General features: G+C 64.1%; 11 protein-coding genes. 7 read left to right on the top strand and 4 right to left on the bottom strand.

Annotated elements, in window-relative coordinates:
- Positions 1-62: 62 nt before the first annotated feature.
- The gene (locus NFG57_RS05445; protein WP_045991896.1) at positions 63-953 is read right to left on the bottom strand and encodes a LysR family transcriptional regulator; all 891 of its coding nucleotides are present in this window, start codon (positions 951-953) and stop codon (positions 63-65) included.
- Positions 954-1393: 440 nt separating this feature from the next.
- Here NFG57_RS05445 and NFG57_RS05440 point away from each other — a divergent pair, with 440 nt between their 5' ends.
- On the top strand, positions 1394-3163 hold the full coding sequence (locus NFG57_RS05440) for a peptidoglycan DD-metalloendopeptidase family protein (protein WP_045991895.1): 1770 nt from the start codon (positions 1394-1396) through the stop codon (positions 3161-3163).
- Positions 3164-3329: 166 nt separating this feature from the next.
- On the opposite strand, the gene NFG57_RS05435 is transcribed toward NFG57_RS05440, so the two are convergent.
- The 3 genes from NFG57_RS05435 to NFG57_RS05425 all read right to left on the bottom strand — a co-directional run bounded on the left by NFG57_RS05435 (position 3330) and on the right by NFG57_RS05425 (position 5372).
- Positions 3330-3992 carry an MOSC domain-containing protein gene (locus NFG57_RS05435; RefSeq protein ID WP_045991894.1) on the bottom strand — a complete coding sequence of 221 codons (663 nt, stop codon included), beginning with the start codon at positions 3990-3992 and terminating at the stop codon, positions 3330-3332.
- 139 nt (positions 3993-4131) lie between these two features.
- Complete coding sequence (locus NFG57_RS05430) at positions 4132-4578, bottom strand: VOC family protein (protein WP_197037054.1); 447 nt, start codon at positions 4576-4578, stop codon at positions 4132-4134.
- Positions 4579-4649: 71 nt separating this feature from the next.
- Positions 4650-5372 carry a GntR family transcriptional regulator gene (locus NFG57_RS05425; RefSeq protein ID WP_108131526.1) on the bottom strand — a complete coding sequence of 241 codons (723 nt, stop codon included), beginning with the start codon at positions 5370-5372 and terminating at the stop codon, positions 4650-4652.
- A 454-nt stretch (positions 5373-5826) separates the two neighbouring features.
- On the opposite strand from NFG57_RS05425, the gene NFG57_RS05420 reads away from it, so the two are divergent.
- The 6 genes from NFG57_RS05420 to NFG57_RS05395 all read left to right on the top strand — a co-directional run bounded on the left by NFG57_RS05420 (position 5827) and on the right by NFG57_RS05395 (position 14438).
- Positions 5827-7119, top strand: a complete 1293-nt coding sequence (locus NFG57_RS05420; protein WP_287165837.1) for an FAD-binding oxidoreductase — start codon at positions 5827-5829, stop codon at positions 7117-7119.
- A gap of 172 nt (positions 7120-7291) precedes the next feature.
- Positions 7292-8668 carry a Na+/H+ antiporter NhaC family protein gene (locus tag NFG57_RS05415; protein ID WP_045991891.1) on the top strand — a complete coding sequence of 459 codons (1377 nt, stop codon included), beginning with the start codon at positions 7292-7294 and terminating at the stop codon, positions 8666-8668.
- The gene (locus NFG57_RS05410; protein WP_348815577.1) at positions 8668-10167 is read left to right on the top strand and encodes an FAD-binding oxidoreductase; all 1500 of its coding nucleotides are present in this window, start codon (positions 8668-8670) and stop codon (positions 10165-10167) included. The genes NFG57_RS05415 and NFG57_RS05410 overlap by 1 nt, the downstream gene beginning before the upstream one ends.
- A gap of 69 nt (positions 10168-10236) precedes the next feature.
- Entirely contained in the window at positions 10237-11268 is a 1032-nt protein-coding gene (locus tag NFG57_RS05405) for a histone deacetylase family protein (RefSeq protein ID WP_348815575.1), read from the top strand.
- Positions 11269-11562: 294 nt separating this feature from the next.
- The gene (locus NFG57_RS05400) at positions 11563-12927 is read left to right on the top strand and encodes an APC family permease (protein WP_045991889.1); all 1365 of its coding nucleotides are present in this window, start codon (positions 11563-11565) and stop codon (positions 12925-12927) included.
- Positions 12928-13175: 248 nt separating this feature from the next.
- Positions 13176-14438 (top strand): hypothetical protein, encoded by a 1263-nt coding sequence (locus tag NFG57_RS05395; RefSeq protein ID WP_348815573.1) that lies wholly within the window; start codon positions 13176-13178, stop codon positions 14436-14438.
- Positions 14439-14489 lie beyond the last annotated feature (51 nt).

The raw sequence follows: 14489 nt of genomic DNA, 5'->3' as shown, positions 1-14489 counted from the left end.
CGCACATTTTGCCGCCAACCTTTCGATTCTTTCGAACCCATTGCCTCCGATGTGCCCAGACCTCAGCAACTGCAGTCCCGGACAGCCTGGCGCAGATGCTCCGCCATGGCCCTGGTGGCGGGTCCCGCCCGGTCGGCGTCGCGATGATACAGCTGGATGGGCACCTCACGCGTACCGCCGGCCTGCAGCGGCAATGGCTTGAGCCGGCCACTGGCCAGTTGGTCGCGAATGCGGGTCTTGGGCAACCAGGCAAACCCCAGCCCGTGCTCGAGCATCTCTACCGAGGTGGCGATATGGCTGACGGTCCAGCGCTGCTCGGCCTTGAGCCAGCCCGAATCGCGCGACGCCCTTTGCGACGAGTCCCTCACCACGACCTGGCGATGGTGCTCCAGATCCCTGAGGTCCAGCGGCCTGCTCATGGCATGTAGAGGGTGGTCCGGGTGAGCGACCGCGATAAAAGGCACGCTGACCAGGGGTTCGCCCAGGTAGCCTGACGTGGTCACCCCTGACACCACCAGGTCGGCTCGGCCATCCTCGAGCATTTCCACACCACCATTGAGTACCGACTCGTGCAATTGCAGCCTGACTTGCGGAAGAGCGCTGGAGAAAGCTTCCATCGCCTTGGCCAGTACGTTCGAGGGAAAGATCTGGTCGATGCTCAGCACCACCTCGGCCTCCAGGCCTTCCCGCAGTCGAGCGGCGATATCCACGAGCGCGTCGGAGCTCTCCAGCAACTGGCGGGCACGGCGCAGCAGCAAGGCCCCTTCCTCGGTAAGCCGAACCTGCCGCCCCACCGGTTCCAGCACCTTGACCCCCAACTGCTCCTCCAGCTTGTGCACTGCATGGTTGAGGGTCGAAGGGCTCTTGTGAACGGCTTCGGCGGCCCTGGCAAAGCCACCGTGATCGACCACGGCGGCCAGCATCTGCCACTGTGCGAGCGTGACACGCGACATGCTTGAATCCTTTTGACGATATCCATTGAGCATGCCAGCCGACGGCGCCAATGGCACGACTTGCCATCGATGAAAGTCGCATCGATGAAAATCACGATACGCCCCTCCCGCGCGAGGCCTTGTACGGCGCCTGGCCAGTCATTGGACTTATATCAACAAAATGAGACTTATCGTCCTTCAGGGGGAGTAGAAAGCACTACGACTTACCGGGGGGTTGCATTTGTTCAACGCTAAGGGTCCAATGAACAACAGTTAATAAACAGCGTTCGAACAAGGTTTTGTCACAGCTTCATCCATTCCTGGCGCCCCCGGTCACATAAATCACCGGGCGATGCGCCATCCGCTGTATGGCCATACAGTCTAGGCATACCATACTTCATGGGGTATGGTGCAATAGCCTATATATTTACCTTCATCAATTTTTCTATGGCCCTTTTACCATGATGCGAATCCTCCATTCGCTGCCCCGCACGCACAAGCTGCTGCTGTTACCCGTTGCCACCATGGTCACCGTGCTGGGCGCCCACAAGATTGTCACCACCTACGAAGACGTTCAGCGAGGCAATGAATCGCTGGAGTCAGTTCTGGTTCCGCTAGGAGAGTCTGCCTCGCCGGAACTGCCATCGCTGAATTTCGAGCGAACCCAGGTCGCCGAAGCCATCGACCTGGCGCTGGATGCCACCAGCCAGCACATCCCGATTTCTCAGCTCAAGGCCAGCGAAATCGTCGACATCGACTTCGTCGACGAGGCCCACGCCGACGTCAAGTTCGAGAACGCCATGCGTTCATCGTCGGGACTACCTCCTCTTACCTTACAATCCTCTCGCACGCTTCCTGGCGCCGCTGATTCATCTACCGCGGCGCCAGTTGCGTTGGACGGCAATCCGCAGCCGCCCGCCTTCAAGCTCGACGAAGGCTCCCTGCATATCGCCGTGGTGCTCGGTACCGTGGCCAGTGGGCTGCTGGAGCAGCAGTCACTGGACGTCGCCAGCGACGCCACTTCCTATGAGGATGTCAGCGAAGACGAGCTCGAACTGTTCGATGAAGGCCCGATCGTGCTCGAGGAAGAGATTGCGGCCAACGAGCCGTTCGTCCCGACCTGGCAGACCTATCGCGTCCAGCAGGGCGACACCTTTGCCGAAATGGCCGAAAAGACCCTGGGGCTGGGCTACAGCGAGGTCATGGCGCTGCTCGAGGACCTGCCCGACCAGAACGTTCTGACCCGCTGGCGCGTCGGTAACACCTTCGAGTATCAGCTTGGCGAGGACGGTCGACTGCTGGCGCTGCGCATCATGAAGAACGTGCGCGACGGCTACCTGATCGAACGCCAGGATTCAGGCTTTGACGTGGCGACCATCGAGCGTGCCGGCGAAGCCTCACAACGCCTTTACGCCGGCACCGTGAGCGGCAGCTTCGCTCGCTCCGCCGAGGCCGCAGGCCTGAGCCGTGCCGAAGTCTCGGAGATGGCCCGGGTGCTCGAGAAGAAGCTCGACTTTCGCCGCGACACCCGTCGCGGAGACAGCTTCCGGGTACTGGTCGAGTCCGACATCATCGACGGCCAGCGCCTGGACCCCCGCGTGCTGGCGGTGTCCTACGACGGCGAGCGCATGGACCTGACGCTGGTGCGCAATCCCGAGGACAACAACTTCTACACCCCCGAAGGCCAGAGCCTCGACCCGGCCTTCAACCGCTACCCGTTCTCCGGCAGCTACCGCATCAGCTCCAACTTCAACCTCAACCGCCGCCATCCGATCACCGGCCGCGTCAGCCCGCACAAGGGCACGGACTTCGCCATGCCGATCGGTACCGGCATCGAGACCCCGGCCAATGGTCGCGTGGAAAAGGTCGGCAACCACCCGGCGGCGGGTCGCTATATCGTGATTCGTCACGACAATGGCTACAAGACACGCTACCTGCACCTGTCGCGCCCGCTGGTCAGCACCGGACAGCGCGTGACCATGGGCGAACGGATCGCCCTGTCGGGCAATACCGGTCGCAGCACCGGACCTCACCTGCACTACGAGGTCATGGTCAACAACAATCAGGTCAATGCGATGCGCGTGGCCCTTCCGGAAAACCAGAGCCTGTCCGGTCAGGCGCTGGCCTCCTTCCAGCAGGAAACCGGCCCCACCCTGGCCGCGCTTCAGACCGCCAAGCCCGGCTCCGAAGTGGCGCTGGCCAACGACCTGGCCGCCGACAGCGACATCTGATGCTCCGCTGCGGTTGATCACGACAAGGCCCTGCGACAAGCCCCTGCAAACAAGGCCCTGCTGCGACACAGCAGGGCCTTGTCGTTTCAGCCCAGGAGACTGGGGCAGAGGGGACAGCGGCACACCAGAGACAGGTGCAGAGAAGACAGGCTCGGTCGGTTCGGCGTCAGGCGCGCCCGCGCCAATAGTCCATGCGCCGGACCAGCTGGTCCTTCCAGTGTTGCGCCAGGGCTTCGACGCCGTGCAATTCGGCCATGGTATCCAGGGGCGCCCTGCGGTCTTCCAGCACCCGCCAGCAGGCCTCCACGCTCCACCTTTCATCACCGCGCTCGACCACCTCGATGACAGGCCCCGGCGCAATCCATCCTTCCTCCAGCACGCGGTAGAGCCAGCCCATCCGGGCCTCCTGCATAAAGGCCCGCGCCAGTCCCGGCTGGCCGGTACGGGCATCGACCTTGGCACAGGGTTGCCTGGGCTGGGTCACCTGCACCAGCGCTTCGCCGATGCGATAGACGTCACCGATACGCACCTCACGCTCATCGGCCCCTTGGCTCGCAATATTCTCACCCAGCACGCCGGCCTCCAGCGCCACACCGGCGTCGGGATAGCGCTCGCTCCAGCGGGGATAGTGATCGGCGCAGTAGTGACACAGGGCGCGGTCCACCCCGCCGTGGTCGACCTGATTGGCCTGGCTGTCGTTGGAAAGCCCCAGTCGGGATAGCCATTGAGGCTCAGCGGCAGCGACCTTGTAGATACCACTCTTCTCACCGAAGCCCGGCAGCATCTGGGGCTCGCTGATATAGGGCCCCCTGACATTTGAAAATTCCATCCTTGCCCCCATCCTCCTTCTCTTGTCGCTATTCGCCGCCCATGCTTGAGCGCTTGTCGTGCTCCTTGCCCCCGCTTGCGAACGCCGCCTGGGAAGCCTCCGGCTCCGCTGGACGCCCTGCATCAAGACGCACCGTTATTCAGCCGCCACGTGCGCCTTCATACATGACCATCCAGGCGACGCCGAAGCGATCCTTCACCAGGGCAAAACGCTCGGCCCAGAAGGTTTCCGACAGGGGCAACATGATCTCTCCACCTTCAGCAAGCCCGGAACAAAGCCGTTCGGCTTCTTCGCGCGTGTCCACTGACAGCGCCAGAGAAAAGCCCTGAGGCGCCTCCCCAGAGGCGTCCGACCCCATCAGCACATGACCCGCCACCTCGATCTGCATATGCATGATGTGCTCTGGTGACGGTGTGCCCGCTTCCCCGCATCCAGCATCAGGTGTATCGGCGGGCATGTCCCTGTAGCGATGAAGCTCGCTCACTCGGCCGTTCATCAGCTCGGCATAGAACGCCAGGGCCTCTTCACACTGGCCGTCGAAAAACAGGTAAGGGTAGATTTGCATGAGCTTTTCCTGATGACTCAACGACGTTCTTTCGATGCTCGGGTCGGCGGTCCGAAGGACTGGCGCCGGACGTCATCAAGATAGCCCAGAAATCACTTCGACGAGGCGTAGTAGTCGTCCAGCAGCCGCATTCCCTGCTCGATGTCGGCGGTCACCGCGCGACAGAAGGCGTCCCTGTCCCCCCGGCGCAGCGCCTGGGTAATCTCACGATGGTGATCGTCGGCGATGGCGGAGCCGCCCCAACGCGTGCAGATAAAGCCCATGCTGGGACCGTATTGCTGCCATAGCTGCTCGACCAGCGGCAGCAATACCGTCGAGCCGCTCAGCCGGTAGATCAGAAAGTGAAAGGCGTGATTGCCACGCATATAGCTCTTGAGATCAGCAGCTTCGATGGCTCGATTGATGCCATCGTCCAGCGCCTCCAGGGCGTCGATGTGCTGGTGCTCGATCGCGGTAAAGGCTTGCCGGGCCAGCTCGGTTTCCAGCCGCCTGCGGGCGAACAGCACCTCGGTGAAGCGCTCCCGGCTCAAGTGCGGCACGATGATCTTGCGGCTGTCGACAAACTGCAGAGCCCCCTCGCTCACCAGCCAGCGCAGCGCCTCCCGAGCAGGCATGGCGCTGGTGTCATAGCAGGCGGCGATGCCGCGGATCGAAAGCACCTCGCCCGGACTGAAGGCCCCTTCGCACAGACGACGCCTCAGGTCCTGGTGAATTCGGGTCGAGGCGGTATCCGGCAGGTAGGGCGGAGGCGATGGTTCCGTGCCGATCGGCGCGACCATGGCGTCATCGCTATTGTCAGTATGAACGTCGGTCATTGCGCTTCCTTGTCACTCCTCTGTCCATTCCTCTCAGCCATTCCGCTCTTTATTCCCTTCTCCATTCCGCTCTCCATTCCTTTCTGCCATTCCGCTCTCTATTCCCCTCGCCATTCCCCTCGCCATTCCTTTCTCCACTTCACTCCTCACGCCAACCCACTATAACTTTTCTATCACTCCCCTTTTGCTTCTTTTGCCGGCCGCCCGTCGACCGCGTGTCCGTCGCCATCGGCGAAAAATTCGACAGGCCGCTGGCCTGCCACCATCACGGCGATATCTACCTGCGTCTGGCGTCAAGACTAGCCCATCGCGATGACGATAGCCCAGGCCGGGACGCCGCAGCCTGGGCCACCCAGGGTCGAATTCGCATCTTGTGCGCATCTGCAAGCCCTGCTAGTGTGATCACAACATGTGATCACACCAATAACAAGCTGCCATCGTTTCGGGAGTCGTCATGAGCGAACCGCGCTGCGCGTCCTACTACGCCGCGACCATCCACGAAGAAGCCGAATACCCCAGGCTCGAGGGCGAGCATCGGGTCGACGTTGCGGTGATCGGAGGCGGCTTCACCGGCGTCAACACCGCGCTGGAACTCGCCGAGCGTGGCTACCGGGTAGCGCTGGTCGAGGCCAACCGGATCGGCTGGGGGGCCAGCGGTCGCAATGGCGGTCAGGTCACCGGCAGCCTGTCGGGGCAGGATGCCATGCTCAAGCAGCTCTCCGGCCCGCTAGGGCGAGAGGCAGCCGAGAACTTCGTCTGGGATCTTCGCTGGCGAGGCCACCGCATTCTGCGTCAGCGTGTCGACAAGTACGCCATCGCCTGTGACCTGAAGTTCGGCCACCTGCACGCCGCCTACCGACCGAGCCACATGGCCGAGCTTAAGCGCGACGTCGAGGCGGCCCAGGGCCACGAGATCGCCCGGCACCTGAGTTTGCTGGACGCCGATCAGACACGCGAACTGGTGGGCACCGAGCTCTACCATGGCGCGGTGCGCAACGACTACAACATGCACCTGCACCCGCTGAACCTGTGTCTTGGCGAGGCCCGCGCCCTTGAGGACCTGGGCGGCTTGCTGTTCGAGGACACCCGGGTCACCGAGATTCGCCACGGCGCTACCCCCTGTGTCGTCACCGAGCGTGGCCAGATCCACGCCGACAGCGTGGTGCTGGCCGGCAACGCCTATCACCGGCTGGAGCGCAAGGCGCTCAAGGGCAAGCTGTTCCCCGCCTCTCTCGGCATCGTCACCACCGCCCCGCTGAGCCGGGAGCAGCAGGCCGCGATCAATCCCCAGGACCTGGCGGTCTACGACACCCGCTTCGTGCTCGACTACTACCGCCTGACCGCCGACGGTCGCCTGCTGTTCGGTGGCGGCGCCAACTATTCCGGCCAGGACTCAGCGGATATCGGCGCCGAACTGCGCCCCCGGCTCGAACACACCTTCCCGCAGCTCAAGGGCATCGCGCTCGACTACCAGTGGCAGGGCAAGGCGGGCATCGTGATCAACCGCATCCCTCAGCTCGGCAAGCTGTCACCCAACGTCTTCTACGCCCAGGGCTACTCGGGCCACGGCATCGCCACCTCGCATATCGTTGGCAACATCATGGCCAGGGCGGTCAGCGGTCAGCTGGAGGAGTTCGACCTGTTCGCCGACATGCGCCACTGGCGCATCCCGGTCAGCGAGCGCCTCGGCAACGGCCTGTTGGCCGCGGGCATGTGGTACTACCAGTTGCGCGAAAAACTGCGCTGAGCGTCCGCCGCCGACTCGCCGTCGGCAGCTCGATATCGACCGGACCTTTCACCATCAACGACGCCAACATCAACGACAACCAATAGCTGTCACGCCACGCTCCTGATCGACGCGACCCACGGCCATCGCCAGGTCGCTTCACCAACAACAATGATCGTCCAGGAGGACATCCATGGAAGCGTTTTTCCCCGCAGGCGGCTGGCTGGTGCTGCTGCCCACCGCCGTTGTACTGCTGCTGGCACTGTGGAGCCGTCGCGCGCTCGAGCCGCTGGTGGCCGGCGCCTTCGTCGGCACCCTGTTGATCGAGCCGACCAGCGCCCTGTCCACCCTCTCGGAGAGCCTGCTCAACGTCCTGACCGACGAGGACGTGGCCTGGGTGATCGCGGTATGTGGGCTGATGGGTTCGATTATTGCGCTGCTGCTGAAATCCGGCGCCTCGCGTTCCTTCGCCGAAAGCCTGTTGCGCTACATCACCAGCAAGCCTCGGGCGCTGCTCGGCTGCTGGTTCATGGGCATCGTGCTGTTCGTCGACGACTACCTCAACTCCCTGGCGGTCGGCACCTCGATGCGTCAGGTGACGGACCGCTTCAAGACGTCACGAGAGATGCTGGCCTACGTCATCGACTCCACCGCCGCACCGATCAGCGTACTGATCCCGATCTCGACCTGGGCGGTGTTCTTCGGCGCGCTGATCGAAAAGAACGGCCTGGCCGCCGACGGCCAGGGAGTCTGGACCTATATCCAGGCCATCCCCTTCATGTTCTATCCGTGGATCGCGGTGGCCATGGTGCCGCTGGTCGCCTACGGCAAGATTCCGCTGTTCGGCCCCATGAAGCGCGCCGAGCAGCGCGCCCAGCTCGAGGGTCGCTGCGTGCCGCCCGGCGCCGAGCACATCGATGAAGAGATCGCCCACCTGGCGGCCAAGGACCAGACACGCAGCAGCGTCTGGATGTTCCTGCTGCCGATGATGTCGCTGGCCTTCTTCACCTGGTACTTCGATCTCGATTTCCTGATGGGCATCTTCGTGACCCTGGCCGGCATGATCGTGGCCTTCATCGGCCTGAAGAAGCTGACCCCCGGCGAGACCTTCGACAACATTCTGGAGGGCTTCAAGTCGATGCTGGATGCCCTGGCGGTGCTGGTGGCGGCCTTCATGTTCAATGACGTCAACACCACCCTGGGACTCAACGAGTACATCATCACCACGGTCGAACCGCTGATCAACGCCCAGATCCTGCCCTTCATCATCTTTGCGCTGATGGGCTTCGTCTCCTTCGCCACCGGTTCCAACTGGGGCGTGTTCGTGATCATCCTGCCCATCGTCACCACCCTGGGCCACAATCTGGGCGCCGACATGACGCTGGTGATCGGTGCCACCCTCTCGGCCAGCACCTTCGGCAGCCACGCCTGCTTCTATTCGGACGCCACGGTGCTGACGGCCCAGGCCAGCGGCTGCACGCCCTTCCAGCACGCCTTTACCCAACTGCCCTACGCGGCCCTGGCCGGCTTGCTGGCCGCCGCCCTCTATCTGGTACTGGGATTCATGTGATGACGAAAGCACCGTCCAACGACGCCATCTTCTGGTCACACCGAGACAACGGGCGAGTCCCACTCGCCCCCCTCTCCATTGCTGAACAGGCCATCGATGAACGGACCACCGATGAACAGGCCATCGGTGAACAGACCGGGGATAAACAGGCTATCGATGAACAGACCGGGGATGAACAGGCAGACGTGGTCATTGTCGGCGGTGGCTTCACCGGCCTGTGGACCGCCTATCACCTCAAGCGCCTGGCCCCGGAGAAGGACATCCGGGTCCTCGAGGCCAGGCGTTTCGGCCACGGCGCCTCCGGGCGAAACGGGGGCTGGGTGGTGGGCAACCTGGCGGGCCTCGAGCGGCACCTGAAGGGCCTGACCCTGGCCCGGCGCCAGGCGCTGTGCGAGCTTTTGTCCGCCAATGTCGACGAGATCGGCACGACCCTCTCGCAGGAAGCCATCGACGCCGACTTCCACAAGGGTGGGGCGCTCTACGCGGCGGCGCGCTACCCGGCCCAGGAGGCGCTCCAGCGGGACTACCTCGCACACCTGCTGGAACTCGGCCATCGCCAGCATGACTGCCGCTGGCTGTCCGCCGACGAACTCAGCGACCGGGCCCGCTTCCGCCGCCCCTTCGGTGGCATCTTTCATCGTCAGGTCGCCACGCTGCACCCCGGCAAGCTGATCGATGGGCTGGTCGAGCGACTCGCGGCCATGCGGGTCAGGCTTTACGAACAAAGCCCGGCGACGAGCATCGATGACGGCAAAGTGACCACGCCCCAGGGCAGCATCCGCGCGCCGATGATCGTGATGGCCACCGAAGGCTACAACACCCTGCCCCAGCTACGTCCCCACCTGGTCCCGGTCTCCAGCCTGGTGATCGCCACCGAGCCCTTGAGTCAGAGCCAGTGGGATGCCATCGGCCTGGCACAGCGGCCGACCTTCGCCGACGCCAGCCGGTTGATCAACTACGGCCATCGCAGCCGCGATGGTCGCCTGATCTTCGGCGCCAGGGGTCGCTACCGCTTCAACGCCCGTCCGCGTCACCAGGCCTCCATCACCCAGGGCGACATCCAGATGCGCAAGGCGCTGCTCCAGGATCTGTTTCCCGACCTCGGCGAGGTCGATATCAGCCACGGCTGGGGCGGCACCCTTGGCCTCTCGCGCAGCTTTCGCCCCCACGCCCTCGTCGATCGGCGAGCCGGCATCGCCACCGCCGGCGGCTATGCCGGCGAAGGCGTCGCCGCCAGCCACCTGATGGCGCGCACCCTGGCCGAGATGCTCTGTGGACAGGACACACCGCTGACACGGGCCCCTTGGGCCTTCGATGGCTGTGCACTGGACCAGGTGGTTCGTCGCTGGGAGCCCGAACCCCTGCGCTGGCTGGGCGCCCAGACCATCACCCTGAGCTACGCCACCGAGGAGGCCCTGGCGTCGCGTGAGCGCCACCTGCCGCTGATCGGCCCGGCGCTGAGCCGACTCAACGACCGTTTTGCCGCCGTGATCGAGTAGACAGCGACAGCCGCGATGCAGGCCGCACACTCGTCACCTTGCCCCGGAACTGCCAAAGGAGACACCGCCATGTTGATCGTTCATAGCGACGCCACCCGCGACCGTCGCACTCTCACCGAGCTGTTTGCCGGCCAACTGGTCGCGCCCTTCGAGTGTCCCGAGCGGGTGGACTACATCATCGAACGCGCCAGGACCGAGTCCATCGGCGAGATCCGCGGCCCCGACGAGCATGGACTGGAGCCGGTGCTGGCCATCCATGACGCGGACTACATCGACTTTCTGCGGGTTGCCTGGCGCGACTGGCAGGCGGCCGGTTACCAAGGCGAAGCGATTCCCAATATCTGGCCGACACGGCGGATGCCCGGCGGCCCCATACCCCGCCATATCGAGGGCCGCCTTGGCTACTACGCCCTGGCCGGAGAAACCTCGCTGAACGCCGACACCTTCGAGGCGGCCCTGCTCAGCAAGGACATCGCCCTGACCGCCCTGGACCAGGTGCTCGACAGCGGCGCGCCGGCCTTCGCCCTGTGCCGACCGCCCGGCCATCACGCCGCGCGGGACCAGTACGGCGGTTACTGCTTCATCAACAATGTGGCGGTATCCGCCCAGCGGGCACTGGACCGGGGCCACCAGCGGGTCGCCATCCTCGACATCGACTTCCACCACGGCAACGGCACCCAGGACATCTTCTACGAGCGCAGCGACGTGCTCACTCTCTCGCTGCACGGCGACCCCTTGGACGAGTTTCCCTACTTTCTCGGCTTCGCCAACGAGACCGGACGAGGTGACGGCGAGGGCTACAACGTCAACTACCCCCTGCCCAGCGGCACCGACTACGCCCGTTGGGCGCAGGCGCTGGATGACGCCATCGCGCGCGTCAGGGACTTCGCCCCGGACATGCTGATCATCGCCCTCGGGGTCGACACCTTCGAGAACGATCCGATCAGCTCCTTCACCCTGCAAAGCGACGACTATCTGGACATCGGCGCCCGCCTCAAGCGCATCGGACTGCCCACACTATTCGTGATGGAAGGCGGCTACGCGGTGGAAGAGATCGGGGTCAATGCGATCAACGTGCTCAAGGGCTTCGACAACGCCTGAGCCCCGGCACACGGCACAAGACACAAGGAACAAGGCACAAGGCACGACCGATTCGACGAAAACGCTCGACGCCCCGTACGACATCAGTAGGTCGCTTGTCCCGGACGGGCGTCGGCGCCACGCGAGCACCGCCGGTTTTCCATACTGGTTTGCCACGGGGACCGTGCACGGTTCGGCGAAACGTCTCCCCCGACGCAGCCGCCAGACCGCATCGACGACGGCAACCTGGAACGGGCGGTAGACCACGCCCTGAGCAGCGCTCAGAACAACAACAGCAACAACAGGAACCGACCCATGACACAACAACGACGTTCCAGCCTCCCCGAGGCCCCCGACGGCCAGGACAGCGGCCTCAAGCGCATCCTTGGCCTGCCTGCCCTCGTGTTCTTCGGCCTCGCCTACATGGTGCCCCTGACCGTATTCACCACCTACGGCGTGGTCACCGAAACCACCGGCGGCCATGTGCCCATGGCCTACGTGATCACCCTGGCGGCGATGTTCTTCACCGCCTACAGCTACGGCAAGATGGTCGAGCACTACCCTACCGCCGGCTCCGCCTACACCTACACACGCCGCGCCTTCGGTGGCCGTGTGGGCTTCATGGTGGGCTGGGCGCTGCTGCTCGACTACATCTTCCTGCCGATGATCAACTACCTGGTGATCGGGATCTACATGAAGGAGGTCTTCCCCGCCATCGATCAGGGCGTCTGGGTGGTAGGAGCCATCGTCGCCGTGACCGCACTGAACATCCTGGGCATCAAGCTGGTGGCCAAGATGAATCTGATCATCATCGGCTTTCAGTTCGTCTTTCTGGCCACCTTCATCGCCATCTCGCTGAAGGTCATCGCCGGTGGCGAAGCCCCCTCGCTGCTGGCGCCCTTCCACAGCGAAGGGCTCCAGTGGACCACCATCGTCGGTGGTGCCGCCATCCTGTGCCTGTCGTTTCTTGGCTTTGACGCCGTCTCGACCCTGTGCGAGGAAACCCGCGAGCCCAAGCGCGACATTCCCCGCGCCATCATGCTGTGCACCCTGATCGGCGGCGGCCTGTTCATTCTGGCCTCCTGGGTCGGGCATCTGGTGTTTCCCGACTATCACAACTTCGGCAGCGCCGACTCGGCCGCGGTGGACGTGATGCGCCGCGCCGGCGGGGGGTTCCTGGTCGCCTTCTTCACCGCTGCCTACGTGGCAGGCTGCTTCGCCTCGGCCATGGCCGCCCAGGCCAGCGTCTCCCGGATCCTGTTCGCCATGGGCCGCGACCAGGTCCTGCCCAAGGTCTTCGGCAAGCTCAGCCAGCGCTACGGCACCCCGCTGGGGTCGACGTTGATCGTCGGCGCCATCTCGCTGATGGCGCTGGTCATCAGCCTGGAGCTGGCCGCCACCATGATCAGCTTCGGCGCCCTGGTCGCCTTCTCCTTCGTCAACCTTTCGGTGATCAAGCACTACCTGGTGGATGAGCACCTGATGCAACCCAAGAACCTGCTGCGCTACGGCGTCATGCCAAGCGTCGGCTTCCTGTTGACCATCTGGCTGTGGTCGAGTCTGTCGCTCAACACCTTCCAGGTGGGCCTCACCTGGGTCGCCGTCGGCTTTGCCTACCTGCTCTATCTGACCCGCCTGTTCAAGGTCGAAGTACCGGACCTGGAGCTCAAGGAAAACTGAGCGCTGACCGCGGCGCCTCCGATCAGAGCGTCGCGGTTTACAGCCCCTGCCCACAGCGCCGACATCCCGGGATGTCGGCGCTCTTCTTTGGCGCACCACAAACCTTGCAAGATCGCGCATCGAGGCATCGCATCGACCTTTTTTCCGGCCGTGTTGTGGCAAGGCACAGCCATGAAGAGCACCGCTGCAGGACTGCCCTAAGGTAAGAGACAGCTATCGAGAGTCCCTTCCCATGGAGAGCCCCGCCCATGACGCTACGCCTGCCCACCCTGATGCTGCTGACACTTGCCCCGCTGTCCACCTGCCTGGCGGCAGAAACGATCTACGTGGTCACCAACAAGACCGAAGGCAACTCGGTCGCCGCCTTCCATGCCGACGATGACGGCACGCTTTCCCTAGCCTCCGAGTATCCCACCGGGGGCCTTGGTACCGGTGATCTGGAGATTCCGGCTCTGGAGAAAAATACTGACCACCCGCTGGCCAACGGCGACGACCCCCTGATCTCCGCCAACGCCATCGCGGCCTCTGCGGACGGCAGCTGGCTGGTGGCGGTCAATCCCGGCGACGGGACTCTCAGCGCGATGAATCGCAACACCGATGGCAGTCTCCAGGCCGTCAACAGCGTGGCGGCCTCGGACCGCTTTCCGATCTCCGTCGCCATCCACGGCCATCTGGTCGCCGCCGCCAGCGTAGGTGACAGCAACCAGGCCGGCTCCATCGCGCTCTATCGCCACACCCCCGACGGACTGACCGCGATCGAAGGCAGCCGTCGCGACCTGGGCGCCCGCCCCTCCACCATCGCCTTCTCGCGTTCCGGAGCCTTCGTCATCGTCAACGAGCTGGTGACCGGCAAGATTCACAGCTTTGCGGTCAGTGACGATGGTCTGTCCGCCGATCCGATCGCCAGCGTGGACAGCCCGCGTGCGCCGGCCGAACGCTTCCACGCCATACCGGTGGGCTTCGCCATCGGCCAGGGGGACCAGGGCGAGACCCTGTTGATGTCGGAGGCACGCTTCCTGACGCCGGAGTTCGGCCTGCGTGAGGAGGCCGACAAGGTACCCCAGAGCCCGCTCTACAGCTGGCAGACCAGCTCGGTCTCGAGCTATGTGCTGGATGATCAGGGCGGACTTACCCTGAAGACCGCCGACGCCCTGACCGGCGCCGCCATGGAAGGAGGCGAGATCGCCAACTGCTGGGTCGCGCTGAACGCCGACGGCGATACCCTCTACACCGCCAACGCCCTGTCGAGCTCGATCAGCCGCTACAGCGTCAAACCGGACGGCAGCATCGCCCTCGAGGATGCCACCGCCTACAAGGACGACGGCGAATTGCTGTTCTTCTCGGACATGGCGCTGAGCCCCGACGGCGACACCCTCTATCAGCTGGTCGGCAACACCGGCCAGGTGATGGCCTTCGATGTCGCCGAGGATGGTGGTCTATCCCTGCGCACCAGTGCAGGCGGACTGCCGGAGCTCGGCAGCTACGGCCTGGTGGTGCTGGAAGACGGCTAGCCTTGTGGCACTGGAAGACGGCAGATACGGCGACGCCTGGAGCCCTGCCCG

It is taken from the genome of Halomonas sp. H10-59 (assembly GCF_040070555.1).
Lineage (GTDB): Bacteria > Pseudomonadota > Gammaproteobacteria > Pseudomonadales > Halomonadaceae > Halomonas > Halomonas litopenaei.
This window is presented reverse-complemented; position numbering and strand designations above follow the sequence as displayed.

Excerpts from the sequence above, each read along its gene's own strand:
- NFG57_RS05410 (WP_348815577.1), top strand. The coding sequence starts at position 8,668 with ATGACGAAAGCACCGTCCAACGACGCCATCTTCTGGTCACACCGAGAC.
- NFG57_RS05445 (WP_045991896.1), bottom strand. The coding sequence starts at position 953 with ATGTCGCGTGTCACGCTCGCACAGTGGCAGATGCTGGCCGCCGTGGTC.
- NFG57_RS05405 (WP_348815575.1), top strand. The coding sequence starts at position 10,237 with ATGTTGATCGTTCATAGCGACGCCACCCGCGACCGTCGCACTCTCACC.
- NFG57_RS05415 (WP_045991891.1), top strand. The coding sequence starts at position 7,292 with ATGGAAGCGTTTTTCCCCGCAGGCGGCTGGCTGGTGCTGCTGCCCACC.
- NFG57_RS05420 (WP_287165837.1), top strand. The coding sequence starts at position 5,827 with ATGAGCGAACCGCGCTGCGCGTCCTACTACGCCGCGACCATCCACGAA.
- NFG57_RS05435 (WP_045991894.1), bottom strand. The coding sequence starts at position 3,992 with ATGGAATTTTCAAATGTCAGGGGGCCCTATATCAGCGAGCCCCAGATG.
- NFG57_RS05395 (WP_348815573.1), top strand. The coding sequence starts at position 13,176 with ATGACGCTACGCCTGCCCACCCTGATGCTGCTGACACTTGCCCCGCTG.
- NFG57_RS05425 (WP_108131526.1), bottom strand. The coding sequence starts at position 5,372 with ATGACCGACGTTCATACTGACAATAGCGATGACGCCATGGTCGCGCCG.
- NFG57_RS05440 (WP_045991895.1), top strand. The coding sequence starts at position 1,394 with ATGATGCGAATCCTCCATTCGCTGCCCCGCACGCACAAGCTGCTGCTG.
- NFG57_RS05400 (WP_045991889.1), top strand. The coding sequence starts at position 11,563 with ATGACACAACAACGACGTTCCAGCCTCCCCGAGGCCCCCGACGGCCAG.